Raw genomic sequence first — 22,021 nt, 5'->3', positions numbered from 1 at the left:
TGACTTTTAGCTGTCTTGTCTGGATTTGGCAAATTAGTTTATAGTCATGCAACTAAATATGATTCTGATTCTCAGATCTATCCATGAGCTACTCCCGGCCAGGGTTTCCGGCTCCGTTTACCAGGGGCGGGTGGGTCAGGCCGGTCTTCGAATGTCTGGAAAACTTCATCTATGAGCACCCATGACGCGATCTCGGCCCACTCCAAGGCCCAGGGTCCGATCAGCCAGGTCTTGACTCCCGTGCGCGGTCGGCTGATTACGGCGGCGGCCCTGTCCGCCAGTGGATCGATGCTGACCCTGGTTCCCTTGGCCGTTATCGAACGCATCGCCAGGCTGGCCCTGGGCGATGCCACCCATGTGGCCGGCGATATTGGCTGGCTGCTGCTGGTGGGCGTGGCGAGCCTGTTCTGCGGCATGGCGCTGCTCTGCGCCGGCGAGTTGCAGGCGCACCTGGCCGACAACCGCATCACCCATCAATTGCGCCTGGCGATCGTCCAGCGCCTGGCCCTGGTGCCGCTGGGCTGGTTCACCGAGCGCGCCTCGGGGGAGGTCAAGCGGGCGATGCAGGACGACATCGGCACGTTGCACAACCTGACGGCGCACTTCTTCACCACCCTGGGCCGTGCCGCTGGCGCGCTGCTGATCGGGGTGATCTACCTGTTCGCCATGGACTGGCGCCTGGCGCTGCTCTCGCTGCTGCCGTTCCCCGGGTTCTTCGTGTTCCTGGGCCGGGCCATGAAGTCCAGCGGCGCCAACATGCAGGAGATCGTCACTGGCCTTGGGCGCATCGACAATGCGGTGGTCGAGTTCGTCAACGGCATCCCGGTGATCAAGGCCTTCGGCAGCAGCGGCCAGGCCCATGGGCGCTACCGCGAGGCGATCGACGCCTTCGCCCACACCTTCGTCGCCTTCACCCAGCCGCTGGTGGCGGCCATGGCCAACGCCAACGCGCTGGTCGCCCCGGTCTCGGTACTGGGGATGGTGCTGGCTTGCGGCGCCTTGTTCGTGAGCCAGGGCTGGGCCACGCCACTGGACGTGCTGCCCTTCGCCCTGGTGACCCCGGGACTGTGCGCGCCGGTATTGTTGTTGCACTACATCCTCCACGACCTGGGCAGTGCCACCGGCGCGGCCCAGCGGGTGCAGGCCTTGCTGCAGACCCCGGTGCTGGAACAGCCGGCCCCCGGTACCGGGCAACAGCCCCAGGGCAATGAACTGCGCCTGGAGCGGGTGAGCTATGGCTACGACCCCGAGCATCCGGTGCTGGCGGATATCGACCTGGTGCTCGAACCTGGCACCACCACCGCCATCGTCGGGCCTTCCGGGGCCGGCAAGTCGACCCTGGCGCGCCTGCTGCTGCGGTTCTTCGACCCCAGCGCCGGACGCATCACCCTGGGGGGTGTCGACCTGCGCCAACTCGACAGCGCCAGCCTCTACCGCCATATCGGCTTCGTGTTGCAGGACGTGCGCCTAATCCACGCCAGCGTCGGCGAGAACATCGCCCTGGGCAAACCCTTGGCCAGCCGCCAGGAGATCGAAGCCGCCGCGCGCCTGGCCAATATCCACGAACAGATCCTGCGCTTGCCTCGGGGCTACGACTCGGTGGTGGGCGAGGACGCGCACTTTTCCGGGGGCGAGCAGCAACGCCTGAGCATCGCCCGCGCCGTACTGCTCGACCCACCGCTGCTGGTGCTCGACGAAGCCACGGCCGCGGCGGATGCCCAAAGCCAGGTGGCGATCCAGGAAGCACTGGCGCGTTTCTCCCAGGGCCGTACCCTGCTGGTGATCGCCCATCGACTGGATACCGTGATGCACGCCGAGCGCATCGTGGTGCTCGACAACGGCCGGGTCCGTGAACAGGGCCGGCACTCCCAGTTGCTCGAGCAAGGAGGGCTGTACGCACGGCTCTGGAGGCTCGGTGGCTATGGCGACAACCGCAAGGAACAGGTAGCACAACCATGCTGAAGACCTTCATCCAACTGCTGGGCGAGGATGTCCCGGTATTGCGTCGCTATGCCTGGATGGCGGTGGGCTATGGCTTGCTCAGCGGCCTGACCATCACCGTCCTGGTGCCCTTGCTCGGCCACTTGCTGGCCGGTGATACCCGAGGCGCCAGTGCCTGGCTGGCGTTGTTGCTGGCCGGCGTGCTGCTGTGCTGGCTCTGGCGGCGCCAGGTGGAACGCGCCGGGGTCGCGGTAGGCGTCGCCGTCCTGCAAGGCGTGCGCTTGCGCATGGGCGAGCATATCGCCCGGCTGCCGGTGGGCTGGTTCACGCCCGAGCACAACGCCCGGCTGGGACACGTCATCACCCAGGGCATGATGGCCATCGCGCAGTTGCCGGCCCATGTGTTCACGCCCCTGATCAGTGCCGCGATGACTCCCTTGGCGATGGTCGTCGCCCTGGGCGTGCTGCACTGGCCGACCGGATTGCTAGCCCTCCTGGCCTTGCCGCTGCTGGCGCTCGCGGTGTCGTTCTCGACCCGCCTGGGGCGCCGCGCCGATAGCGCTTTCCATGCGCATTTCGCCAAGACCAGCCAGCGCATGGTGGAGTTCGCCCAGGCCCAGTCGGTGCTGCGTGCGTTCAACGGCGAGCAGGGCGGCACGCGCTTGCTGCGCCAGGCCATCGACCAGCAGCGCCAGTCCGCCGGGCGCTTGATCTACCTGTCGTCATTATCCTCGGTGCTCAACACCTGGGTGGTCCAGGGCATCTTCGCCGCCTTGCTGGTGAGTGCCGGCCTGTGGCTCGAACGCCTGTTGGGCCTGGGCCTGGAAACCGGCCCGGCCATCGCCCTGGCGGTGACCCTGGTAGTGGTCAGCCGCTTCGTCGATCCGCTGCTGGAGCTGGCCAGTTATGGCGAGACCCTGCGCGGGGCCCTGGGCCAGCTCGAAGAAGCCAGCCAGATCCTCGCCGTGCCGCCTCTGGCCCAGGCCCAGTCGCCCCAGGCGCCGGACGATGCCTCGGTCGAACTGCAAGGCGTGAGCTTCGCCTATGGCCCCGGGCAGCCCGAGGTCCTGCGGGACGTCAGCCTGCGCCTGGCGCCGGGCAGCATGACCGCGTTGATCGGCGCGTCGGGTTCGGGCAAGACCACCCTGGCCAGGCTGATCGCGCGGTTCTTCGAGGTCGACCAGGGCAGCGTACGGGTCGGTGGCGTGGATGTGCGGCAGATGTCCGAGGCGCAACTGGCCGGCCACATCAGCCAGATCTTCCAGGATTCCTACCTGTTCCAGGGCAGCATTGCCGACAACATCCGCCTGGGCGACCCCGAGGCCAGCGCCGCCCAGGTCATGGAGGCCGCGCGCCAGGCCGGCGTGGTGGAGATCATCGAGCGCCTGGCCCAGGGTATCGACACCCAGGTGGGCGAGGGCGGGGCGCGCTTGTCGGGAGGCGAGCGCCAGCGCATCGCCATTGCCCGGGCGCTGCTCAAGCAGGCGCCGATCCTCCTGGTGGACGAAGCCACCGCGGCCCTGGATGCCGAAAACCAGGCGGTCATCGCCCAGGCCCTGGCCAGGTTGCGCGGCCAGTGCACGCTGGTGGTCATCGCCCACCAGCTGTCGACGGTGGCCATGGCCGACCAGATCGTAGTGCTGGACCAGGGCCGGGTGGTGGAGCAGGGAACGCCGGATGAGCTGCGTGCCAGGCCGGGGTACTACGCGCGTTTGCTCGACCAGCGTGGCGCCGCCCAGGGCTGGCGGATCGGAGCGTCCCGCTGATGCGTGCCAGCTGGCTGGGGGCCTTCGTCATCCTCTGCGGCGCCTCGTTGCTGGTGGGCGTCCGGCAGTTCTCCCTGGAGCAGTTGTTGTCCGGGGCCGGCGATGCCTGGCTGACCCTCACCGCCAGCCGCCTGCCACGGTTGATGGCGCTGGTGCTCAGCGGTGTGGGGCTGGCGGTGTGCGGGGTGATCCTGCAGCACATCGTGCGCAACAAATTCGTCGAGCCGGCCACCACCGGCGGCCTGGATGCGGCCAAGCTGGGCATCCTGCTGTCGCTGGTGCTGCTGCCGGGCGCCGGCACCCTGGGACGCATGCTGTTCGCCCTGGGGGTGTGCTTCGCCGCGAGCCTGGCGTTCGTCCTGATCATCCGCCGCGTGCCGTTGCGCAGCGCAGCATTGGTGCCGGTGATCGGCCTGATGTACGGCGGCGTGCTGAGCGCCCTCGCCGAGTCCTACGCCTATCGCCATAACGTGCTGCAAAGCATGCAGGGCTGGTTGCTCGGGGACTTCTCCCGGGTGGTCCAGGGCCACTACGAAATCATCTACCTGATCTTGCCGATCGTGGTCCTGGCCTATCTGTATGCCCAGCGTTTCACCGTGCTCGGCATGGGCGAGGGCATGGCTGCGAGCCTGGGCCTGAATTATCCGGCGACGGTGGCCCTGGGGTTGCTGCTGGTGGCCGTGACCGTATCGGCCACGGTAATCACAGTGGGCTCGATTCCCTTCGTCGGCCTGGTGATCCCGCAGCTGGTCGCCCTGCGCCACGGTGACCAACTGGGCCGAACCCTGCCGCTGGTGGCCCTGGGCGGCGCATCGCTGCTGCTGGTCTGCGACCTGGTGGGGCGCCTGGTCATCTATCCCTACGAAGTGCCCATCGGCCTGACGGCCGGATGCCTCGGCGGCGTGCTGTTCCTGATCCTGCTGGCAAGGGGGCGCCGATGAAGCCTTCGCACTATGGGGTGTGGCTCGCGGTATGCGTCCTGGCGCTGCTGTTCCTGTTGCTCGGCTCGGGGCTGGATTTTGCCCAGGTGATCCCCAGGCGCCTGGTCCGGCTGGGGGCGATGGTGATCGGCGGGGTGTGCGTCGCCTGGTCGTCGATCGCCTTCCAGACCTTGACCTGCAACCGCATCCTGACCCCGGCGATCATGGGCTACGAGGCGGTCTACCTGCTGTTGCAGGCGGTACTGGTGGCGGTGCTGGGCATGTCCGGCCTGCTGGTGCTGGGCGCCCATGGCAACTTCGGGTTGTCGGTGCTGCTGATGCTGGCCTACTCCTGGGCGCTGCACCGCTGGCTGTTCGGCGATGGCCGGCGCGACCTGTTCTTCCTGCTGTTGGTGGGGCTGGTACTGACCATGGTCATCGGTACCTTCACCCAGTTCGTCCAGTACCAGGCCAGCCCTGGGGAGTTCTCCATGCTGCTGGGGTTCAGCCAGGCCTCGTTCAACCGGGTGCAGCCCCAGCAGTTGCTGTACGCCGGGTTGCTGGTGGCGGGGCTGTGCCTGGTAGGGCGCAAGACCCTGGCGACCCTCGATGTGCTGGCGCTGGGGCGCGACCAGGCGATCTCCCTGGGGGTCGACTACCAACGCTGCGTGCGCCTGCAACTGGCGCTGATTGCCGGCCTGGTGGCGGTGTCCACCAGCCTGCTGGGGCCCGTGGCCTTCATGGGGGTATTCGTGGCGAACATCGCCTATGCCCTGGCCGGGACCTTCCGCCACCGGGTCACGCTGCCCCTGGGCTGCGCCATCGCCGTGGGCCTGTTCCTGCTCGCCCAGCTGCTGGTCGAGCACCTGTTCAACTACAAGACCACCGTGGGCCTGCTGGTCAACCTGTTGTGTGGCGCTTACTTCCTGGCCCTGATGCTGCGTACCCGAGGAGCTGCATGATCACTGTCCACGACCTTCACAAGAGCTACGGCGCCAAGACTGTGCTGCACGAGGTCAACGTGCAGTTCCCGGCCCGCCGCCTGACCTCGCTGATCGGTCCCAACGGCGCGGGCAAGTCGACCCTGCTGATGATGATCGCGCGACTGCTGGAACCGACTCGCGGCAGCATCCTGGTGGCGGGCCGCGATACCCGTGGCATGGCCATCGGCGACTACGCCCGCACGGTGGCCACCCTGCGCCAGGCGCCGGACTTCAACCTGCGCCTGACGGTCGAGGAACTGGTGGCCTTCGGGCGCTTTCCCTACAGCCGTGGCGCCCTGACCCGGGCCGACCAGCAGGCGATCGACGAGGCCATTGCCTTCCTCTCGCTGCAGGAGCTGCGCGGGGCCTTCCTCGATGAGCTCAGCGGTGGCCAGCGGCAGATGGCGTTCCTGGCCATGACCATCGCCCAGCAGACCGACTACCTGCTGCTGGACGAGCCGCTGAACAACCTCGACATCAAGCATGCGGTGCAGATCATGCGCGCCCTGCGCCGGCTGTGCGACGAACAGGGGCGCACGGTGGTGCTGGTGGTGCACGACATCAACTTCGCCGCCAACTACTCGGACCACATCGTGGCGATGAAACAGGGCGCCGTGCACGCCGCCGGCAGCGTCGCCCAGGTGCTGACCGAAGAGCGGCTGCGAGAGCTCTACGGGCTGGATTTCAGCATCAGCCATGACGCCCACGGCTACCTGTGCAACTACTTCAACCCCGCAAGAGAACTGAAATGACCCGACATCACGCAAGCAGGTATGGGACGTTGGCCCTGTTGGTGGCCGCGATCCTGGCCGGGCAGGGCTGCCAGGATAAAACCGCCACCTCGCCCGCAACGGGCCAGGCTCCGGCTGCTGCCAACCAGGCCCCGGCCTACACCCCGGTCACGGTCCGGCACCAGCTGGGCACCACGCTGGTGGAGCGACTGCCCCAGCGCACGGTGGCCCTGGACATGAACGAAGTGGATTTCCTCGACCAACTGGGCATTCCCGTGGCCGGCATGCCCAAGGATTTCATCCCGCACTTCCTGGCCCGGTACAAGCAGGCGGCCCAGGTCGAGGACCTGGGGGCGATCGTCCAGCCCAATCTGGAGCGGATCTACGCCGTGAAGCCGGACCTGATCCTGATCACTTCGCTGCAGGCCAGCCACTACCAGGAGCTGAGCGCAATCGCGCCCACGGTGCATTTCGATGTGGATTACCGCGACAGCCAGGGCCGGCATATCGAGGTCATCAAGGAGCACCTGGCGAGCCTCGGCGAGATCTTCGGCAAGCAGCAACAGGCCCGGGAGCAGGCCGCGCAACTGGAGGCCAAGGTGCAGCAGGCCCGGCAGGTCACGGCAGGTCGCCCTGAGCGCGCCTTGATCGTGCTGCATAACAACGGCGCCTTCAGCTCCTTCGGCGCGCATTCGCGCTATGGCTTCATCTTCGATGCTCTAGGCGTGAAACCGGCCAGCCCCGAGGGCGAGACCGGCCTGCATGGCCAGCCGATCTCCAGCGAATTCATCCAGCAGGCCAACCCCGACATCCTCTACGTGGTGGACCGCACTGCCGTGATGCAAGGGCGCCCGGCCCTGGATGCCCAGAGCCTGGACAACCCGCTGCTGCGCCAGACCAACGCCTGGAAGAACGGCCGTGTGGTCTTCGCCGATGCCCAGGCCTGGTATGTCACCGCCGCCAGCCCGACCTCGGTGAAGCTGATGATCGACGACGTCATCAAGGGTTATCAGCCCTGACTTCGAGCCTAAGGCTGTTCGCGGTATTTGTTCGGTAGCAAATGATTATCAACAGCCTTAGCTCTTGCATTCGAATCAAGCCAACTAATCAAAAAAACACTGCCTTCTCACTTCAACGGAGCTGTAGCGTGACTCACCGTCATTCTTTCCATCGCAATGCACATCTTTCCCAGGCTTTGGTCGCCAAACCCCTGGCCGTGGGCGTCCACCGCGGGCTGGCAGGGCTGGCCCTGGGGGTCCTGGCCACGCTGGCGGCGCCGGCGGGCGCAGAGGTTCGCGAGCCGGCCGAAGCGACCCAGGACCGGGCACTGGCGTTGCCCGCCACCACGATCCAGGGCGAAGCCGTCTCCAGCCTGCCACCGGCCTACGCGGGGGAGCAGGTGGCCTCTGGCGGCAAGCTCGGCTTGCTGGGCAACAAGGACTTCATGGAGACCCCGTTCAGCACCATCAGCTACACCGAGAAGTACATCGAGGACCGCCAGGCCAAGAGCATCACCGATGTGATCGCCGCCACCGATCCGGCGGTGTTCAGCAACGGCTTGACCGGCACCTTCAGCGAGAACTACTCGATTCGCGGCTTCGCCTCGGACATCAGCGACGTGACCGTCGACGGGATGTTCGGCATGGCGCCGTTCTATCGCGTGTCCCCCGAAATGTACGAGCGCATCGAAGTGCTCAAGGGCCCCTCGGCGTTGCTCAATGGCATGCCGCCAGGCGGCTCGGTGGGCGGCACGGTCAACCTGGTGCCCAAGCGTGCCGGCAACGAACCGCTGACACGCATGACCGGCAGCTACATGTCCGACTCGCAGCTCGGGGGGCACCTGGACATGGGCCGGCGCTTTGGCCAGGACCAGCAGTTCGGCGTGCGTTTCAACGGCGTCCACCGCGAAGGCGATGCGGCCACCGACCACCAGAAGCAGAAAGCCGACCTGGCGTCATTGGCCCTGGACTGGCGGGGCGAGCGTGCGCGGTTATCCCTTGACCTGTACGACGCCGACCAGCGCATCACCGGCCAGAACCGTGGGATGGGCCTGGCTGCCGGGGTTGCGGTGCCCAGGCCGCCCAAGGCCGGTTCGCTGCTCAACCCCGACTGGGCGACGGTTGAAAGCAAGGACAAGGGCGCGATCCTGCGTGGCGAGTTCGACCTCAGTGAACAACTGACCGCCTATGCCGCGGTGGGCAGCAGCAAGAGCGACTACGCCTACAACGGCGCCATGATCGCCACGGTGATCAACGATGCCGGCGACCTGCGCAGCAGCATGGGCCAGTTGAAGTTCCAGGTGCGCAAGGTCTCGGCGCAAACCGGCCTCAAGGGCCAGTTCCAGACGGGCGAGATCAAGCACCAGTGGTCGTTGAACGCTACCCAGTACTCGGACAAGAAGAAGGATTGGGGGCGTCGCTCGGTGCCCGGTGCCGACTGGACCACCAATATCTACCACCCGACCTGGGGTCCCAAGGCGCCCACCAGCTGGCCGCTGATCATGCACAGCGAGAGCCGCCTGCGCAGCTACGGCGTGGCCGATACCTTGTCGGTGCTGGATGATCGCCTGCAGCTGACCCTGGGCGTGCGCCGCCAGGAGGTGCTCAGCGATACCTTCAGCGTCAGCACCGGCAAGCGCACCTCGCGCTATGACGAAAGCGCCACCACCCCGGCGGCCGCGGTGCTGTTCAAGGCCACCGACGACCTGTCGCTGTATGCCAACTACATCGAGGGCCTGAGCAAGGGCGGCACGGCGCCGCTGACCGCAGCCAACGCCGGCGCGATCTTCGCGCCCTACAAGACCAAGCAGAAGGAAGTCGGCCTGAAGCTCGACCTGGGCTCCTTCACCCATACCCTGGCGTTGTACGAGATCACCCGTCCGGGCAGCTACACCGATCCGGCCACCAACATCTACTCCATGGGGGGCGAACAACGTAACCGCGGGGTGGAGTGGGGCTTCTTCGGGGCGCCGCTGGATGACGTGCGGTTGATGGGCGGCGTCGCCCATGTCGACCCCAAGCTGACCAAGACCGAGGGCGGCCGCAACGACGGCAAGAACGCCACTGGCTATCCCGAACTGCAAGGCAAGCTCGGCGTGGAATGGGATACCCCGGTGCTGCAGGGCCTGACGCTGACCGCCAACGCCACGGCGCTGTCCAAGCAGTACATCAGCGCCGACAACCAGCAGTCGATTCCCGGCTACACCCTGTTCGACGTGGGCGCCCGCTACGCCACCCAGGTCGCCAACCGCCCGGTGACCCTGCGGGGCAACGTCAGCAACCTCACCAACAAGGCCTACTGGGGAATGCCGCTGACCACCAGCCTGGGCCTGGGTGCACCACGCACCTTCGAGCTGTCCGCCTCGGTGGATTTCTGAAGCCCTAGCCCATGAGCGGCCACGGGCAGGCACTGGGCCTGCCCGTGGAGCGGCTCGCTTGCGCTCTGGATGGTTGGCGCAGGATCAGCCCTGGCAGAAGCGGATGCGATTGCCGAAGGGATCGTAGACTTCCAGGGTCTTGCCCCAGTCTTGTTCGACGATATCGGGGCGGCCGTAGCCGTAGCGCTTGGCTTGCAGTTCATCGCGCAGCTGTTCGACGTTGTGCATCGGCACGAAGATCGTCGCCCCGGGGCTGGCATCGCCATGGTGCTCGGACAGATGCAGTTGCAGGCCATTGCGGCTGATGCCCAGGTACAGCGGCAGGTCGGCTTCGAAGCGGTGTTCGAACTCCACGGTGAACCCCAGGAAATCGAGGTAGAACTCGCGAGCCTTGGCTTCGTCGAACATCCGGAGGATCGGGATGGCCTTGTCGAAGCTGATCCCCTGGCGTTGTTCCTGGGGCAGGGCTGCGGCGGCGGTGTTCCAGTCCTTGTAGCCCAGTTGCCGGGCCACGCTTTCCAGCGCGGTGGCGTGGCTGATCGACTGGTCGTGGGAAGCGAGCGCGGTGCGCAGGCGCTTGGCCATTTGCTTGGCGTGTTCGAGAGTGATCATCGTTGCTCCTGTTCGCCGAGGTGCAGGGGGGGCTCGCGTTGCCGGGCCTCGACTGTCAAGAGTGACGACAGGGTAGGGGGACAGCGATGCTTTCACCATTCCTTGCGGATGCGAGCGGCAGGTAGCATCGACCTGGGGCGATGATACACAGCGGGTTTTACCAGTGAAAGCGGCGCTGCGGACTCAGGCCAGCAGCTCGCTGATCCAGCGGGCCTTGCGCTGGGTGTCCTGGAGTTTCTCCTCGGGCACCGCCTGCTGCGCCCGGGCGAAGTGGGCCAGGATCTTGTGCTTCTGGCGCAATTTGCGCTGCCACTTGGCCAGGAATGCCGGGCTGCGCTCCTGCATCTGCAGCGGGCCGAAGTACAGCTGCTCGGCGCTGTAGCTTGGGCTGGCGCCGCGCTCGGCGACGATGATCTCGTAGTCGAAGCGGTTCTCGCGCAGCACCTCTTCGAAAAGGATGGCGTAGCCGTTGTCCATCAGCCATTGACGCAGCGGCTGCTCGCCACCGTTGGGCTGCATGACCAGGCGCTCGCGGCCATCGAGCCGCTCCTTGCCGGCCTCGAGGATGTCGCGGATGGTCTCGCCGCCCATGCCGCAGAAGCTGATGGCGGTGATCCCGTCCCCCGGCTCGATTGCCGCCAGGCCATTGGCCAGGCGCACGCTGATGCGCTGGCCGAAACCGCTGGCGCGGGCGTTGCGCTGGGCGAAGTGGAAGGGCGTCAGCGCCACCTCGCCAGCCACTGCCCTCTCGATGGCGCCACGGCTCAGCAACGCCAGCGGCAGGTAGCCGTGGTCCGAGCCGATATCGGCCAGGCGCGCCCCAGCCGGCACTTGGGCCGCGACGCGCTCCAGGCGCATGGACAATGTCTGTTCGTTCAACTGCAACCTCTTGCTTGCGTGGGCCCGCCACATCTCGGGCCGGATCGGGGGGCGATTCTGTCGGGCGCCGCCGCGTATTTCAAATGCAGGCGATCAGGCCCACTGGCTATGGGCGGGAGCGGGCACCGCCATAGCTGATTGCCTGGTCATTTTTATGACCAGTTGTGTTCCGGGCTTTCATCACGAAGTCAGGAACATATGCCGCTTCTACGGTATTTGACTGACCAAATCTTAACGGGATTTAGGAAGTTTCTGATCTTTTTTCCCGAGGCTTTGCTTGAGAATGCAACAGTCTGGATCGGAAATTGACCAGTTAATGGTTGTTTATTAACCAGTCGGGTCGTCCAGACATGACCCATACCCACCCGGGAATCTGCCGGTCCAGCGCCAGGGATTCGCTGGAACCACCAATCGGGTTGCCAGGGCAAGCAGGAGAGCAGCGATGAACAAGAACAACAAAAAACGATACCTCAAGGCCCTGGCGGTGTTCCGGCGGCGCTACCTGCCGCCACGGGACGATCCGCGAGGGCACGGCCTGGGTTGGGCGGGGCTGCCATGCTCGCATGGCTGGCCGGATGCCGGGCCCACCAAAGCAGGCTCGGGCGGCGGACGCAACGGGAGCCTGGCATGGACTTCCTGAACGAATATGGGCAGGTCCTGGCCAGGGGACTGCTGGTGACCCTGATGCTGGCGCTGGGCAGCTGGCTGCTGGCCTTTGCCGTCGGCCTGCTGGTGACGTTGCTGCGCCTGGCCGGGGGGCGCTTCGTCGGCCTCTGGGTCATGGCGTTCATCGAGTACCAGCGCAACGTCCCGCCCCTGGTGCATCTGTTCCTGTGGTACTTCGGCGTGAGCAGCCTGCTGCCCGAGGCGCTCCAGGAGTGGTTGAACGAGCATCACGGCGAGCTGGTATTCGCGCTGATCGCCATCGGGCTGTACTACGGCGCCTACTTCGCCGAGGACATCCGCAGCGGCCTGCGCAGCATCGCTGCGGGGCAGCAGGAAGCGGCGCAGGCCCTGGGCCTGGGTCGGGCCGGCGCCCTGCGTCGGGTGATCCTGCCCCAGGCGCTGCGAGTGGCGATCGCCCCTTTGCTGAGCAACACCGTGATGCTGATGAAGACCACCAGCCTGGCCATGGTCATCGGGGTGATGGAGCTGACCTACGTCACCAAGGAGGTGGCCAGCGGCACCTTCCGCATCTTCGCCACCTATGGGCTCAGTACCGTCCTTTATGTGGCGGTGGCGCTGAGCCTGTTGCTGGCCGGTGGCTGGCTGGGCCGGCACCTGCGGATCAGGGGGCGCTGAGCATGCTGGAGATCATCCAGGAGTACTGGTTGCTGTTCCTGCTGGGGTCCTACCCCAATGGCCCGCTGGGCGGCATCGTCGCCACGCTGCTGCTGTCGATCATCGGCATCGGCCTGGCGTTCCCGTTGAGCGTACTGCTGGCCCTGGCCCAGCTCAGCCCCGCGAAGGTACTGCGCTATCCGGCCATGGGCGTCGGCTACCTGCTGCGCAGCATTCCGTTGGTGATGCTGATCTTCGGGGCCTATTTCGTGGTGCCGATCATCCTCGGGCGACCGGTTGCCGGCTTCACCACCATGGCGGTGACGCTGGTGGTGTTCCAGGCGGTGTACCTGGCGGAAATCGTCAGGGCGGGCATCGAATCGCTACCCAAGGGGCAGGGCGAGGCCGCCGCGGCACTGGGCATGGGCTACTGGACCCGGACCCGCAGGGTGATCCTGCCCCAGGCCCTGGGGAACATGCTGCCGAGCATGGTTGGCCAGTTCGTCACCACCATCAAGGACACCTCGCTGGGCTACGTGATCGGCGTCAACGAGCTGACCTACGCCGCCAACCAGGTCAACAGCACGGTGCTCACCGAGCCCTTCAGCGTGTTCCTGGTGCTGTCGTTGGCCTATTTCGCCATCTGTTTCGCCCTGACCCAGGCCGCCCGCCTGCTGGAGGCGCGCCTTGCCCGCAACAACGGGCGGATGCCCGCCACTTCCCACCCTCCACGCCCGGCTCCGGCCCAGGGGTATTGATCATGCACAACCACAATGCTGCCCAGGCAGCTTCCAGCGTCATCATCGCCCTGGACAAGGTGAACAAGTGGTACGGCGAGCACCAGGTGCTCACGGACATCAGCGCCCAGGTGAAGAAGGGCCAGGTGGTGGTGCTGTGCGGGCCGTCCGGTTCGGGCAAGTCCACCTTGATCCGCACCATGAACCGCCTGGAGGCCATCGGCTCGGGGACCATCCATGTCAATGGCCAGGACGTCCAGGGCCGGCAGGTGGATGTGAATGCCATGCGCAGCCACATCGGCTTCGTGTTCCAGCAGTTCAACCTGTTTCCCCACCTGTCCGTCCTGGAGAACGTCACCTGCGGGCCACTGTGGGTACGCAAGGCGGCAGCGGCGCCGACCCGCGAACTGGCCCTGGGCCTGCTGGACAAGGTCGGCCTGGGGCACAAGGCCGAGGCCTATCCGAACCAGCTGTCGGGTGGCCAGCAACAGCGCGTGGCCATCGCCCGGGCATTGGCCATGCAGCCACCGGTGATGCTATTCGATGAGCCCACCAGCGCCCTGGACCCGGAAATGGTCGGCGAGGTACTGGCGGTGATGAAGGCCCTGGCGGCCGAGGGCATGACCATGGTCTGCGTGACCCACGAGATGCACTTCGCCCGGGAAGTGAGCGACGTGGTGTGGTTCATGGACCAGGGCCGCCTGCTGGAGGTGGCGCCTCCCGGCGAGTTCTTCAACACGCCCAGGCATCCACGGGCGCAGCAGTTCCTTTGCGACATAGGTCGCCGCTGAGTCATCCACAGAGGAGCAACAGAATGAACGATCCATCCATTGCCGTCATGCTGGCGAACCCTCCGGGAATCATCGTCTGCGACCCGGCCAGGACCGCCGCCTTGCTGGGCTTCGAGCAGTTGGTCGAGGCCCTCGGGCGGGCGGTACGGGAACTGGCGGCCGGTTCGATCTTGAGCCCCGAGCGCATGGTGGTGCCCCTGGGCGAGGGCGGGGTGCTGCTCAGCATGCCGGCCAGCGCGCCGGACATCGCGATCCACAAGCTGGTGAACGTGCAGCAGGCCAATGCCCGGCGCCACCTGCCCACCTTGCATGGCAATGTCACGGTATGCGATGCCGCCACCGGCAGGCTGCTGTGCCTGCTGGACGGCCCGGAAGTGACCGGGCGCCGCACCGCCGCCGTCACCCTGCTGGCCCTGCGCACCTTCCTGCCCCAGCCTGTGCAGCGGATCCTGATCTTCGGCACCGGTGCCCAGTCGCGGTTTCATGTCCAGGCCATCAACGCGCTGTATCCCCAGGCCAGGATCTGGGTACGAGGCCTGGACCTCGCGTCCGCCAAGCAGTTCTGCGAAGCCAATCGCCAGTGGCATGGCCAGTTGCAGCCGTTGGATGGCGACATGCCGGAGGTCGATGCAGTCATCACCCTGACCACCAGCCTCGAGCCGGTTTACAACCAACCGGCCCGGGCCGGGTGCCTGGTCGTCGGGGTCGGCGCCTTCAAGCCGGAAATGGCCGAGCTGGGCAAGACTCTGCTCGACGGCAGCCTGATCTATGCCGACGACCCGGCCGGTGCTCGCCACGAGGCCGGGGACCTGCTGCGTGCGGCGGTGGACTGGTCCCAGGTCAGGTCCCTGGCCAGTGCGCTGGATGGCGCCGTCGAGCCTGGGCGTCCGGTGGTGGTCAAGAGTGTCGGTACCGCCGCCTGGGACCTGGCGGCTGCCCGTGTAGCCCTCGCCAACCTCATGGCCGAGCGCGCCTGAATCCATTGTCCAAGGGGAATCGACCATGCGTATCACCCGCAGCATCAACACCGTGGAAGTCCATGCCGGCGGCGAGCCGTTTCGAATCGTGACCTGCGGCCTGCCCCGGTTGCCCGGCAAGACCATCATCGAGCGTCGTGCCTGGCTACGGGAGCATGCGGACGATATCCGCCAGGCCCTGATGTTCGAGCCGCGCGGCCATGCCGACATGTATGGCGGCTACCTCACCGAGCCGGTCTCGCCCACGGCGGACTTCGGCATCATCTTCCTGCACAACGAAGGCTACAGCGACCACTGCGGCCACGGCACCATCGCCCTGGCTACCGCCGCCGTGGAGCTGGGCTGGGTCGAGCGGACGTCGCCACGCACCCGGGTCGGCATCGATGCTCCCTGCGGTTTCATCGAAGCCTTCGTCGAGTGGGATGGCCAGCATGCCGGTAGCGTGCGCTTCATCAATGTGCCGTCGTTCATCTACCGTCGCGACGTGACGGTCCAGACCCCGAGCTACGGTCCGGTCACCGGCGATATCGCCTACGGTGGGGCCTTCTATTTCTATACCAGCGGTGCGCCCCATGGCCTGCCGATCCGCGAGTCGGCGGTGGAGGAGTTGAAGAAGTTCGGGGCCGAGGTGAAGCGCGCGGCCAATGCCGCGTTCCCGGTGGTGCATCCCGAGATTCCCGAGATCAACCACATCTACGGCATCATCATCGACGGTGAGCCGCGCCTGCCCGGATCGACCCAGGCCAACTGCTGCATCTTCGCCGACCGCGAGGTGGACCGCTCACCCACAGGTTCGGGCACCAGCGGCCGGATCGCCCAGCTTTACCTGCGGGGGCAGATCGACCGGGACCAGGTGCTGGTCAACGAGTCGGTAATAGGGTCGGTGTTCAGTGCCAGGGTCATCGAAGAAACCCGGGTGGGGGAATTCAAGGCGGTTATCCCGGAAGTCTCGGGCACGGCCTACATCTGTGGGTTCTGCAACTGGATCATCGATGAGCGTGACCCGCAGCGACACGGTTTCCTGGTCCGCTAGCGCGGCGTTAGCTGCTGCGCGCACATCATTGCCATGCCTATTCTTCCTGGGGACACAGATATGAAACGCAGTTTTTCATCGTGGGGTTCTGCCATTGCCACTTGCCTGTTGCTGGGGGCGGCTGGCGTCCAGGCCGCGCAACTGGACGAGGTCAAGGCTCGCGCAGTGCTGGTCTGCGGCGTACTGGATATCTTCGAGCCATTCGGCTACACGGACGTGAAGACGCGCTCGGTGGTCGGTTATGACGTGGACGTTTGCCAGGCGGTGGCCGGCAAGCTGGGAGCGAAGGTCGAGATCAAGCCGGTATCCATCGAGGCCCGTATCGCCGAGTTGCAACAGGGCCACATGGATGTGCTCGGCGCGGGGCTGGCCCATACGCCGCTACGCGCCGAGCAGGTGGCATTTTCCGATGCCTACTATGTGAGCGAGAACGTGCTGGCGGTCAGGGCCGGTCGGGGCATCACCGCCCTCGGCGAGCTGGATGGCAAGCGCATCAGCTACGTCAAGGGCAGCATCAGCGAGGCCTATATCAGGCAGGCCTTGCCGGGCGCGACGGCGGTCGGCTTCGAGGATGTGTCCAGCGCCTTCACCGCATTGCTCCAGGGCAAGGTCACGGGTTTCAGCACTTCGCAGGAGGTCCTGCACAAGTTGCTCAACCGCCTGGGTGACAAGGCCGGGCAGTACAGCATCCTGCAACCGGCCATCGGCCGGGAAGTCTGGGGCCTGGGCATACGTCGAGACGAGCCGGGCATGCTCGTCGCGGTGAACTCGGCGTTGCGCGAGCTGGAGGCCGAAGGGACGATGCAGGCCATCTTCGACAAGTGGCTGGGAGCCCAGACCCTCTACCGGATGCAGCGCTCCTTCAAGGTCCAGCCGATTCGTTGAACGCAGCGCGCGAGGGGCCGGCATGGCACGTCCATGCCGGCCCCTCGTTCATTCCCGCGAGCTGATATCGCGGCGCACCCGCTTGAGGTGGCCTTCGACGTAGAAAGCGGCGGCATCTTCGTCGCCGCTGATGATCGCCTCGTAGATCAGGCGGTGTTCCGCCGCATACAGCTGGATGCGTTCGGGGTCGTAGATCCCGTCGTCCCGCAGGCGGTTCCACAACGGTTGCTCCATGGTCTTGTTGATTTCCTCGGCGATCCGGGCAATCAGGATATCGCCGGTCATCATCGCGAGCTGGCGGTGGAACAGCCGGTCGGCTTCGCTCCAGCGCGCTTGTTGCAGCGGGTCGCCGATGTCCTTCACATCGATCATCTGTTCCAGGTAGCGCTCGGCCAATGGGTCGCGCTGGGCACGGCGGGCGGCCAGGCGGGCTATCGCCGGTTCGATCAGCAAGCGTACTTCGAGGGTGCTGATGGGGCTGAAGTCAGCGTCCACCGGCGGCAGCCCGGCATAGTCCGGTGCCGCTTCGTTCACCTGCAGCGGGCAATCGGCGACGTAGGTGCCTGAGCCATGGCGGGTGGTCACCATGCCTTCGTTCTGCAAGGCACCGATCGCTTCGCGTACGGCGGGCCGGCTCACCTTCAGCCGCTGTGCCAGGTCACGCTCGGAGGGCAGGCGCGAGCCGTGGGCATACTGGCCGCTCAGGATGCCGGCGCGGATCTGGTCGGCAACCTGCTCGTAGATCTGCTTGGGGCGAAAGTCTGCTTGCATGGTGGCGGTCTCTCGGGGCGCTAGCCGTCGGCTTGGGTTTGGCAGGTCGTGAATGTCAGGAGCCCATGGTACAGCTCGTGAAGACGGGAAACAGGGGGGCGGCATTTTCCGTTGCTGTTATCGGATGGCAGTGGCTGCCTGATCAGATTGTTGCTCAGCCGTGGCGAACATGGGGCAGATTCGCAATCCGGGGGCTGAAACAAAAAAGCACCCGAACAGGCGGTGTGAAAACGTCGCGAGTGAAGGCAAGACAAGGCAAAAACGGGCGAGGAAGCGGAGTTTACTGGCTGTAAATGAGCGCTCTGAGCCTGTTTTTAACGCAGTATTGCCAAACGCAGTAGTTTTCCCACAGCCTGCGAAGGTGCTTTCCTGCCGAAGCCCTCAGCTGGCCAGGCCAGCCATTCTGGCCCGTGCCGCGTGCAGCTTCTTGTAGCTGTCGATCAACCGCAGGTGCCGGTCCAGGCCCTCCAGTTGCATGCTGGTAGGCGTCAGGCCATGGAAGCGCACGCTGCCCTGTACCGAGCCGATCACCGCGTCCATCCGCTCGTTGCCGAACATGCGGCGCAAGTTGGCTTCGTAGTCCGCCAGCTCCAGCTCGTCGTCCAGTTCCACTTCCAGCACCGCGTTCATGGCCTGGTAGAACAGGCCGCGCTCGACGGTGTTGTCGTTGTACTGCAGGAACATCTCCACCAGTTCCTTGGCCGGGTCGAACTGGCCCAGGGCCACGTGGATCAGCAGCTTCAGCTCGAGGATGGTCAACTGGCCCCAGGCGGTGTTGTCGTCGAACTCGATGCCGATCAAGGTGGTGATGTCGGTGTAGTCGTCCAGCTCGCTTTGCTCCAGGCGCTCCACCAGGTCGCGCAGGGCTTCTTCGTCCAGGCTGTGCAGGTTGAGGATGTCTTCGCGGAAGAACAGCGCCTTGTTGGTGTTGTCCCAGATCAGGTCGTCCACCGGGTAGATTTCCGAGTAGTCCGGCACCAGGATCCGGCAGGCGGTGGCACCCAGGTGCTCGTACACCGCCATGTAGCTTTCCTTGCCCAGGCCTTCGAGGATGCCGAACAGGGTCGCGGCTTCCTCGGCGTTGGAGTCGGCGCCCTGGCTGGAGAAGTCCCACTCGACGAACTCGAAGTCGGCCTTGGCGCTGAAGAAGCGCCATGAGACCACGCCGCTGGAATCGATGAAGTGCTCGACGAAGTTGTTCGGCTCCATCAGCGCCTGGCTCTCGAAGGTCGGCTGCGGCAGGTCGTTCAGGCCCTCGAAGCTGCGGCCCTGGAGCAGTTCGGTGAGGCTGCGTTCCAGCGCCACTTCGAAGCTCGGGTGCGCGCCGAAGGAGGCGAACACGCCACCGGTGCGCGGGTTCATCAGGGTCACGCACATCACCGGGAATTCACCGCCCAGGGAAGCGTCCTTGACCAGCACCGGGAAGCCTTGCTCCTCCAGGCCCTGGATACCCGCCAGGATGCCCGGGTACTTGGCCAGCACTTCCTGGGGCACGTCCGGCAGGGCGAGCTCGCCTTCGAGGATCTCGCGCTTGACCGCCCGTTCGAAGATTTCCGACAGGCACTGCACCTGGGCCTCGGCCAGGGTGTTGCCGGCGCTCATGCCGTTGGAGAGGTACAGGTTCTCGATCAGGTTGGAGGGGAAGTACACCACTTCGCCATCCGACTGGCGCACGAAGGGCAGCGAGCAGATGCCGCGCTCGATGTTGCCGGAGTTGGTGTCGTACAGGTGCGAGCCGCGCAGCTCGCCGTCGGGGTTGTAGATCCCGAGGCAGTACTCGTCGAGGATTTCCTTGGGCAGGGCATCCTTGCGCCCTGGCTGGAACCAGCGCTCGTCGGGGTAATGGACGAACTCGGCGTTGGCGATCTCCTGGCCCCAGAACTGGTCGTTGTAGAAGAAGTTGCAGTTCAGGCGCTCGATGAATTCGCCCAGGGCCGAGGCCAGGGCGCTTTCCTTGGTCGAGCCCTTGCCGTTGGTGAAGCACATCGGCGACTGCGCGTCGCGGATATGCAGCGACCAGACGTTGGGCACGATGTTGCGCCAGGAAGCAATCTCGATCTTCATCCCCAGGTCCGCGAGGATCGCCGACATGTTGGCGATGGTCTGCTCCAGCGGCAGGTCCTTGCCGGGGATGCGGGTGCTGGTGCCGGCGTCCAGGCTCGGCATCAGCAGGGCCTGGGCATCGGCGTCCAGGTTCTCCACTTCCTCGATCACGAACTCGGGGCCGGTCTGCACCACCTTCTTCACCGTGCAGCGATCGATGGAGCGCAGGATGCCCTGGCGATCCTTCTCGGAGATGTCCGCGGGCAGCTCGACCTGGATCTTGAAGATCTGGTTGTAGCGGTTTTCCGGATCGACGATGTTGTTCTGCGACAGGCGGATGTTGTCGGTGGGGATGTCGCGGGTCTGGCAGTACAGCTTCACGAAGTAGGCGGCGCACAGCGCCGAGGAAGCCAGGAAATAGTCGAACGGACCCGGTGCCGAACCGTCGCCCTTGTAGCGGATCGGCTGGTCGGCCACCACCGTGAAGTCATCGAACTTGGCTTCAAGTCGGAGGTTGTCGAGAAAGTTGACCTTGATTTCCATGGGGGCTACCAGAATAACGAGCAAGACGAAAAGGCCGCCATTATCCGGTTTTTCACCCGGAAGTCTTGCGCTTTTGCGCCATGGCCGCCGACCGGTCCAGGCTGTCGCGCTCAGTCCGGCAGGCGGGGTGGCAGCGTCTCGAGCCAGTTGTCGATGTCCCGCATGCCTCGCAGATGAACCACCGGCACCTGGGGCGCCACGGCCTGGCGGACCTGTTCGATGCCCGGGCGATTGTGCTGGTCGAAGTGCCACACGAAACCCAGGAACTTGAGGAACTCCAGGTTCAGTTGCTCGTGGCAACCTGCCGGCAGGTCGGCGCGTGGGCGGTTGCGCAGGCTGCGCATGAATACCCGGCGCAGGCAGGTGGTGCGCGGGGTGTCGAGCCAGATCACCAGCTCGGCGCGGGGCAGGCGCAGGTCGAAGGTGCGCCGCGAGTAATTGCCTTCGCAGATCCAGGCATCCGTGGCGACGGCCTCGCGGACCCGGCTGCGGAACACCTCGGTATCGGCCTCGACCCAGCCGGGCTCCCAGAACAGCCGGTCCAGGTGCACCACCGGCACTGCGAGATGGCGCCCCAGCTCCCGGGCCAGGGTGGATTTGCCGCTCCCGGCGTTGCCCAGTATCACGATGCGTTGCATAACCTGGCCCCAGGGAAAAAAGCCGCGCAGTCTAGCATCGGCTCCCGGGGCCGGGCAGGGGGTTAGTGCACGCTGTTGGCAAACATCCCGAGGAGGAAGTCGCGTACGTGGATCAGGCGCGGACTGCGCATCGCAGTCTTGTTCCAGACCAGGTACAGCTCGTTGGTGGGAGCCTGCGCCAGGGACGTCAGCGATACCAGGCGACCGGCTTCCAGGGCCTCGCGGCATTGGTAGTCGGGCAGCACGCTCCAGCCTTGGCCCTGGACCACCAGGTCCTGGATGATGCGCAGGTCGGCGATGGTCAGTGCGGCCTGCAAGGTCGGGGCGAACTGGAACAGCGCGGTCCATACCGGGCGGATCAGCGGCAGGTCTTCGTCGAAGGCAATCAGCGGCACTGCGGCCAGTGCCTCGGCCGATGGTCGCTTGCCCAGTTTCCGGGCCAGCTCCGGGGCCAGCACCAGGAGGAATCGTTCGGTCAGCAGCCGGGCGAAACCGTGGGCATGTTCGTCCGGCAGCGAGGCGGTGATCGCCAGGTCCGCGGTCGAGCTGTCCAGCAGGCTGTAGATGCGCTCGCGGTTGCCGGTGTGCAGGCGGATTTGCAAACCCTGCTCCAGCAGGGGCGCGAGCCCCGAGGCCAGCTTGCCGTGGATGAAGTCCGAAGGCCCGGCGATGTGCACGGTACCGCTCAGTTCATCGCTCTGGCGGTAGGAGGCCATGCGCATTTCCAGCCCGTCGAGCATTGGCCCGATGGCGCGGGCCAGCTCGTCGGCGGCCTCGGTCGCGGTCACGCCCCGCGAGCGCCGCACGAAGAGTGGCTTGCCGACGAAGGCTTCCAGCGCCTGGATGTGCAGCGATGCGCCAGGCTGGGTCATGCCCAGCGCCTGGGCGGCACGGGAGAAGGATTGCAGGCGATAGGCCTCGATGAAGGTACGCAGGTGGTCCAGATGGCTCATGAAGCGGTATCGCGCCCGGGTGGGCGCCCTCGCGAAGTGTTCCCGGTTGATTGGTGGACAAGCGTCCGGCGGCGCGTTGGCTGGCCGGCCAAGGGCTGGCCAGCATAGTGACCAGTCTGCTTGAGGTATAAAAATATTTTGACCTGACTGCCAAAAGGTTG

20 protein-coding genes are annotated in these 22,021 nt (G+C 65.7%); 14 read left to right on the top strand and 6 right to left on the bottom strand.

The genetic code is table 11. The features are described 5' to 3' along the window. Positions 1-171 precede the first annotated feature (171 nt). From CAG11_RS12865 to CAG11_RS12835, 7 genes are all read left to right on the top strand, one after another. Complete coding sequence (locus tag CAG11_RS12865; RefSeq protein WP_085596634.1) at positions 172-1,962, top strand: ABC transporter ATP-binding protein; 1,791 nt, start codon at positions 172-174, stop codon at positions 1,960-1,962. Further along, a complete protein-coding gene (locus CAG11_RS12860; protein WP_085596633.1) occupies positions 1,956-3,707 on the top strand; it encodes an ABC transporter ATP-binding protein in 1,752 nt (583 codons plus the stop codon). The genes CAG11_RS12865 and CAG11_RS12860 overlap by 7 nt, the downstream gene beginning before the upstream one ends. Next, positions 3,707-4,648 (top strand): ABC transporter permease, encoded by a 942-nt coding sequence (locus CAG11_RS12855; protein ID WP_085596632.1) that lies wholly within the window; start codon positions 3,707-3,709, stop codon positions 4,646-4,648. Before CAG11_RS12860 ends, CAG11_RS12855 begins: the two co-directional genes overlap by 1 nt. Continuing rightward, the gene (locus CAG11_RS12850) at positions 4,645-5,589 is read left to right on the top strand and encodes an iron chelate uptake ABC transporter family permease subunit (protein WP_085596631.1); all 945 of its coding nucleotides are present in this window, start codon (positions 4,645-4,647) and stop codon (positions 5,587-5,589) included. Before CAG11_RS12855 ends, CAG11_RS12850 begins: the two co-directional genes overlap by 4 nt. Further along, positions 5,586-6,362 carry an ABC transporter ATP-binding protein gene (locus CAG11_RS12845; protein WP_085596630.1) on the top strand — a complete coding sequence of 259 codons (777 nt, stop codon included), beginning with the start codon at positions 5,586-5,588 and terminating at the stop codon, positions 6,360-6,362. Before CAG11_RS12850 ends, CAG11_RS12845 begins: the two co-directional genes overlap by 4 nt. Further along, positions 6,359-7,360, top strand: a complete 1,002-nt coding sequence (locus tag CAG11_RS12840; protein WP_085596629.1) for a siderophore ABC transporter substrate-binding protein — start codon at positions 6,359-6,361, stop codon at positions 7,358-7,360. Before CAG11_RS12845 ends, CAG11_RS12840 begins: the two co-directional genes overlap by 4 nt. Positions 7,361-7,488: 128 nt before the next feature. Next, positions 7,489-9,717 carry a TonB-dependent receptor gene (locus CAG11_RS12835; protein WP_371857892.1) on the top strand — a complete coding sequence of 743 codons (2,229 nt, stop codon included), beginning with the start codon at positions 7,489-7,491 and terminating at the stop codon, positions 9,715-9,717. 84 nt (positions 9,718-9,801) lie between these two features. Here the strand turns inward: CAG11_RS12835 and CAG11_RS12830 are convergent, their stop codons facing one another. Further along, positions 9,802-10,329 (bottom strand): glyoxalase superfamily protein, encoded by a 528-nt coding sequence (locus CAG11_RS12830; RefSeq protein ID WP_085596627.1) that lies wholly within the window; start codon positions 10,327-10,329, stop codon positions 9,802-9,804. Positions 10,330-10,512: 183 nt separating this feature from the next. Beyond that, positions 10,513-11,208 (bottom strand): tRNA (adenine(22)-N(1))-methyltransferase TrmK, encoded by a 696-nt coding sequence (locus tag CAG11_RS12825; RefSeq protein ID WP_085596626.1) that lies wholly within the window; start codon positions 11,206-11,208, stop codon positions 10,513-10,515. Positions 11,209-11,650: 442 nt separating this feature from the next. Here CAG11_RS12825 and CAG11_RS12820 point away from each other — a divergent pair, with 442 nt between their 5' ends. The 7 genes from CAG11_RS12820 to CAG11_RS12790 are packed head-to-tail and all read left to right on the top strand — an operon-like array spanning position 11,651 to position 16,912. Beyond that, entirely contained in the window at positions 11,651-11,848 is a 198-nt protein-coding gene (locus CAG11_RS12820) for a hypothetical protein (protein WP_085596625.1), read from the top strand. After that, entirely contained in the window at positions 11,836-12,510 is a 675-nt protein-coding gene (locus CAG11_RS12815; RefSeq protein WP_085596624.1) for an amino acid ABC transporter permease, read from the top strand. Before CAG11_RS12820 ends, CAG11_RS12815 begins: the two co-directional genes overlap by 13 nt. A 2-nt stretch (positions 12,511-12,512) precedes the next feature. Then, positions 12,513-13,247, top strand: a complete 735-nt coding sequence (locus CAG11_RS12810; protein ID WP_085596623.1) for an amino acid ABC transporter permease — start codon at positions 12,513-12,515, stop codon at positions 13,245-13,247. 41 nt (positions 13,248-13,288) lie between these two features. Continuing rightward, positions 13,289-14,017, top strand: a complete 729-nt coding sequence (locus CAG11_RS12805) for an amino acid ABC transporter ATP-binding protein (protein WP_031321487.1) — start codon at positions 13,289-13,291, stop codon at positions 14,015-14,017. Positions 14,018-14,040: 23 nt separating this feature from the next. Continuing rightward, entirely contained in the window at positions 14,041-14,994 is a 954-nt protein-coding gene (gene lhpI, locus CAG11_RS12800) for a bifunctional Delta(1)-pyrroline-2-carboxylate/Delta(1)-piperideine-2-carboxylate reductase (protein ID WP_085596622.1), read from the top strand. A gap of 25 nt (positions 14,995-15,019) precedes the next feature. Beyond that, on the top strand, positions 15,020-16,027 hold the full coding sequence (lhpH, locus tag CAG11_RS12795; protein ID WP_085596621.1) for a trans-3-hydroxy-L-proline dehydratase: 1,008 nt from the start codon (positions 15,020-15,022) through the stop codon (positions 16,025-16,027). A 60-nt stretch (positions 16,028-16,087) separates the two neighbouring features. Beyond that, the gene (locus CAG11_RS12790) at positions 16,088-16,912 is read left to right on the top strand and encodes a transporter substrate-binding domain-containing protein (protein WP_085596620.1); all 825 of its coding nucleotides are present in this window, start codon (positions 16,088-16,090) and stop codon (positions 16,910-16,912) included. A 48-nt stretch (positions 16,913-16,960) separates the two neighbouring features. On the opposite strand, the gene CAG11_RS12785 is transcribed toward CAG11_RS12790, so the two are convergent. The 4 genes from CAG11_RS12785 to CAG11_RS12770 all read right to left on the bottom strand — a co-directional run bounded on the left by CAG11_RS12785 (position 16,961) and on the right by CAG11_RS12770 (position 21,860). Then, positions 16,961-17,683, bottom strand: a complete 723-nt coding sequence (locus CAG11_RS12785) for a FadR/GntR family transcriptional regulator (protein ID WP_022643722.1) — start codon at positions 17,681-17,683, stop codon at positions 16,961-16,963. A gap of 381 nt (positions 17,684-18,064) precedes the next feature. Then, positions 18,065-20,269: an OsmC domain/YcaO domain-containing protein gene (locus CAG11_RS12780; protein WP_085596618.1), complete on the bottom strand. Its 2,205-nt coding sequence runs from the start codon at positions 20,267-20,269 to the stop codon at positions 18,065-18,067. A 110-nt stretch (positions 20,270-20,379) separates the two neighbouring features. Next, on the bottom strand, positions 20,380-20,907 hold the full coding sequence (locus tag CAG11_RS12775) for an AAA family ATPase (RefSeq protein WP_085596617.1): 528 nt from the start codon (positions 20,905-20,907) through the stop codon (positions 20,380-20,382). A gap of 62 nt (positions 20,908-20,969) precedes the next feature. Beyond that, positions 20,970-21,860, bottom strand: a complete 891-nt coding sequence (locus CAG11_RS12770; protein ID WP_085596616.1) for a LysR family transcriptional regulator — start codon at positions 21,858-21,860, stop codon at positions 20,970-20,972. Between the last annotated feature and the right edge of the window lie 161 nt (positions 21,861-22,021).

Source organism: Pseudomonas sp. B6(2017), from assembly GCF_002112765.1.
GTDB classification, from domain to species: domain Bacteria; phylum Pseudomonadota; class Gammaproteobacteria; order Pseudomonadales; family Pseudomonadaceae; genus Aquipseudomonas; species Aquipseudomonas piscis.
Note: the sequence above shows the minus strand (reverse complement) of the source record. Positions and strands in the feature narration are given on the sequence as shown.

Excerpts from the sequence above, each read along its gene's own strand:
- CAG11_RS12865 (WP_085596634.1), top strand. The coding sequence starts at position 172 with ATGAGCACCCATGACGCGATCTCGGCCCACTCCAAGGCCCAGGGTCCG.
- CAG11_RS12860 (WP_085596633.1), top strand. The coding sequence starts at position 1,956 with ATGCTGAAGACCTTCATCCAACTGCTGGGCGAGGATGTCCCGGTATTG.
- CAG11_RS12855 (WP_085596632.1), top strand. The coding sequence starts at position 3,707 with ATGCGTGCCAGCTGGCTGGGGGCCTTCGTCATCCTCTGCGGCGCCTCG.
- CAG11_RS12850 (WP_085596631.1), top strand. The coding sequence starts at position 4,645 with ATGAAGCCTTCGCACTATGGGGTGTGGCTCGCGGTATGCGTCCTGGCG.
- CAG11_RS12845 (WP_085596630.1), top strand. The coding sequence starts at position 5,586 with ATGATCACTGTCCACGACCTTCACAAGAGCTACGGCGCCAAGACTGTG.
- CAG11_RS12840 (WP_085596629.1), top strand. The coding sequence starts at position 6,359 with ATGACCCGACATCACGCAAGCAGGTATGGGACGTTGGCCCTGTTGGTG.
- CAG11_RS12830 (WP_085596627.1), bottom strand. The coding sequence starts at position 10,329 with ATGATCACTCTCGAACACGCCAAGCAAATGGCCAAGCGCCTGCGCACC.
- CAG11_RS12820 (WP_085596625.1), top strand. The coding sequence starts at position 11,651 with ATGAACAAGAACAACAAAAAACGATACCTCAAGGCCCTGGCGGTGTTC.
- CAG11_RS12815 (WP_085596624.1), top strand. The coding sequence starts at position 11,836 with ATGGACTTCCTGAACGAATATGGGCAGGTCCTGGCCAGGGGACTGCTG.
- CAG11_RS12810 (WP_085596623.1), top strand. The coding sequence starts at position 12,513 with ATGCTGGAGATCATCCAGGAGTACTGGTTGCTGTTCCTGCTGGGGTCC.
- lhpI (WP_085596622.1), top strand. The coding sequence starts at position 14,041 with ATGAACGATCCATCCATTGCCGTCATGCTGGCGAACCCTCCGGGAATC.
- lhpH (WP_085596621.1), top strand. The coding sequence starts at position 15,020 with ATGCGTATCACCCGCAGCATCAACACCGTGGAAGTCCATGCCGGCGGC.
- CAG11_RS12790 (WP_085596620.1), top strand. The coding sequence starts at position 16,088 with ATGAAACGCAGTTTTTCATCGTGGGGTTCTGCCATTGCCACTTGCCTG.
- CAG11_RS12785 (WP_022643722.1), bottom strand. The coding sequence starts at position 17,683 with ATGCAAGCAGACTTTCGCCCCAAGCAGATCTACGAGCAGGTTGCCGAC.
- CAG11_RS12780 (WP_085596618.1), bottom strand. The coding sequence starts at position 20,269 with ATGGAAATCAAGGTCAACTTTCTCGACAACCTCCGACTTGAAGCCAAG.
- CAG11_RS12775 (WP_085596617.1), bottom strand. The coding sequence starts at position 20,907 with ATGCAACGCATCGTGATACTGGGCAACGCCGGGAGCGGCAAATCCACC.
- CAG11_RS12770 (WP_085596616.1), bottom strand. The coding sequence starts at position 21,860 with ATGAGCCATCTGGACCACCTGCGTACCTTCATCGAGGCCTATCGCCTG.